Source organism: Methylacidiphilum sp. Yel, assembly GCF_004421185.1.
In the GTDB taxonomy this organism is placed as follows: domain Bacteria; phylum Verrucomicrobiota; class Verrucomicrobiia; order Methylacidiphilales; family Methylacidiphilaceae; genus Methylacidiphilum.
Genome location: NZ_LXQB01000085.1, coordinates 1 through 2,608, shown reverse-complemented (window position 1 = coordinate 2,608; position 2,608 = coordinate 1). Strand labels below are relative to the sequence as shown.

General features: G+C 40.3%; 1 protein-coding gene. It reads left to right on the top strand.

Annotation, left to right across the window (positions count from 1 at the left end):
- The first annotated feature begins 342 nt into the window (after positions 1–342).
- On the top strand, positions 343–2,559 hold the full coding sequence (locus A7Q09_RS10010; RefSeq protein WP_134391299.1) for a methyltransferase: 2,217 nt from the start codon (positions 343–345) through the stop codon (positions 2,557–2,559).
- Positions 2,560–2,608: the final 49 nt, after the last annotated feature.

The window sequence follows — 2,608 nt, the reverse complement described above, 5'->3', positions numbered from 1 at the left end:
GCCAGTGGTCAGCCCATTCCCATGGCAGCAATAGGAAGCGGTCTTAGTTTTTTAGGCAAGAAATTGTAGTGAGTTTATCCTAGATGATTGACTCATAATACGTTAGTTTTTTATGGTAGGAATTTGTTAGAAACAATCAGTATTCTTCCTAAGGACTTAGTGGTCTAGTTTTGGAAGCTTTTCTTGTTTAAGTGAAAACAAGAAGAATGCCTCTTTTTATCTTGAGCAAAAAACATAGAGCAATTATTCTATGCGTGAAAATGACAGGCTTGGGCTATTGAGAAATTAATCAACAAAGCCCTCTATTTGCTAAATTAAACCAAAAAACCAAGAGGGACAACCGTGGATCGTAAGGAAGTGGATCTTATTGTGGGTTCTACTCTTTTTGATCCGGATTATTACCTTCGATCTTATCCAGATGTTAGAGGTAATGGGCAAAATCCTTTAATGCATTTTGTGGAATGGGGATGGAAAGAAAGAAGAAACCCGCATCCGCTTTTTGACACGGACTATTATCTTAGGAATAATGCAGATATTGCCAAGGAGGGGATAAATCCCTTGCTCCATTTTCTTCTTTATGGCGCTAAAGAAAAACGGAATCCCCATCCGCTATTCGATAGCCAGTATTATTTAGAAGAATGCCCCGAAGCAGAGAAAAAAGAATGGAATCCTCTAGTCCATTTTATAAAAGAAGGTTGCAAGGCCTACTGCAATCCCCACCCATTATTCGATGTTCGTTTTTACTTGGAAAAAAATCCTGAAGTTGCCCAGTCAGAAATTAATCCCCTTATCCACTTTGTGGAGCAGGGATGGAAGGAGGGTCGCAATCCTCATCCCGCTTTTGACTTGAACTATTATCTTCAACAAAATCCAGATGTTAAAGAAGCAAAAGTCAATCCTCTGATCCATTTTATTGAATATGGATGGAAAGAAAAAAGAAGGCCTCATCCAGATTTTCCGATCGGCAACTTAGAGTCGATCGAAGCTTTTTCCCAAGCTTTTGTGGGTCCTTCTAGTCAATTCGACTTTATGGGTGCAACCCAGTTTTCTTTGCTTTGGTCTTTGGGACTGCGTTCCTGTCATTACCTTCTTGATTTTGGCTGTGGTGCTTTGAGAGCGGGTAGGTTTTTCATCCAATACTTGCAGAAAGGAAGGTATTTTGGGATCGAACCAAACCGGTGGCTGATCGAAGAGGCCATAAAGCATCAGTTGGGAGAAGATACAATCAGATTAAAAAAACCTGTCTTTGATCATAATGATCGGTTTTGTGTTGAGGTCTTTGGTATTGACTTCGATTTTATTCTTGCCCAATCAATCTTTTCTCATACGGGAAGCGACCTGATTATTCAGGTGTTGAACAACTTTAAGCGTTCTTTAAAGGAGGATGGACTGATTGTCTGCACCTTTGTGGAGGGGGATGAAGATTTTGTAGGATCGGGTTGGATTTATCCAGAAATAGTGCGTTATAAGCCTGAAACGATACATTCTTTTGCTCAGTCTGCCGGGCTGTTTATTCGCCGGCTGAAATGGTATCATCCAAGACAGAGTTGGTTTCTTTTGGCCAAAGATAAACGAAGATTGCCTGATCCAAAGGCTGTGGAACTACTAAGTGGAATCGTTTTGTATGAACCGGAGTTTGAGGAAGGTTGGAAGGAAAGAAAAACAATTATTCCATTGCTTCAGAACCTACAGGAACAAGACAAAAATGAGCTTTTAAATTCTTTTTCCTATGCTCAGCTTGATCCTTTTTACATCCAGTTGGATAAACACTATGTCCGAAGAACAAAAAATATTTGTCTTATTCCTTCAGAAAAGAACCGGAGGGGCGGGAAATATTCTTATGGGGAATGGGCTCATGTGATTGGAATTTTCCAAACCTTGTTTTATTTTAATCTGGAAAACAAGATGGCTAACAAAATATTGGATGTGGGTTGTGGAACAGGACTTTTGGCAATTGCTTCTGAACCTTATATCCAAGATGGTGGCTATTACGTAGGGCTGGACGTTTCCAAGGAAGACATCCAGTTTTGTCTAAATCATTATCCTCCAGCGCAGTTTAAGTTTATTCATTTTGATTTATCCAATTCCTTATATGCTCCAGATCAGAATCCGAAGCTTAGGCCATGGCCCCTCGAGGCGCATCAATTTGATTTAGTAACTGCTTTGTCTGTGTGGACGCATCTTAGGGAAGAAGAAGCTCGGTTTTATTTTAAAGAGATCAGAAGGGTGCTTAAACCCCAAGGCCGAGCGATAATTACATTCTTCTTTTTAGACCAGATTTATAAAGAGTCACTACTTCGTCGTTCTTTTGGGGAGCAGGGAAGTTTTCATAGGACTGATCAGGGGAGATGGGTTTTTGAACTCCCTGTTTCTGGTTCTGAACATTGGAGATGTCCTCAGTGGGCCAAAATTCCAGAAGAAGCGATTGGGATTGACGAGCAAGGATTAAAAGAGCTTATGGAAGAATCGAGACTGATGCAGTTGGCTTATTATCCTGGAAATTGGAAGGAAATCCCCGGAATTTTTTTCCAAGATATTTTTGTGTTTCAACCTGAATAATTGTAGAAATGCCAGTGGTAATTGTTATTGGGATGCATCGTTCAGGCAG